This window comes from Vibrio sp. 1402 (assembly GCF_033340275.1).
Window position 1 is genome coordinate 1 of record NZ_JAWOWE010000543.1, and the last position, 563, is coordinate 563.

1 protein-coding gene is annotated in these 563 nt (G+C 49.0%); it reads left to right on the forward strand.

All coding sequences use genetic code 11. From position 1 onward, the window contains the following. Window positions 1-563: solute carrier family 23 protein (locus R7044_RS27155; RefSeq protein ID WP_318141753.1), on the forward strand; the 563-nt coding region annotated here is incomplete at both ends.

A 563-nucleotide genomic window follows, 5' to 3' on the forward strand; every position in this document is an offset into this window, starting at 1 on the left:
ATGCTGCAATGGGCGACGGTACTTTTGGTAGCTTAGACAAACTGGCGCTCGCAGGTACCGTACTTGGGTTAATTGTGATTTTGAATCGTTCTAAAAACCCATACATTCGCGTGGCTTCGATCGTGATTGCCATGCTGGTTGGCTATGTAATGGCGTACTTCATGGGTATGGTCGACACCTCAAAATTGGGGGAAACCAACCTCGTTGCGCTACCGATTCCGATGCAGTACGGCTTGTCATTTGACTGGTCACTGTTTATCCCTCTCGTGCTGATTTTCTTTATCACGGCGTTGGAAGCGATCGGCGACATTACCGCAACGTCTGAAGTATCTGGCGAGCCGGTTAAAGGCCCTATTTACATGAAGCGCATCAAAGGTGGGGTATTAGCGGATGGTCTTAACTCGGCTATCGCTGCGGTATTCAACAGCTTTCCAAACTCTACCTTCAGTCAAAACAACGGCATTATCATGCTAACGGGCGTCGCAAGCCGTTACGTGGGTTACTTTATCTCGGGCATGTTAGTGATTCTTGGTCTATTCCCGGGCGTGGCCAGTTTTGTTCAG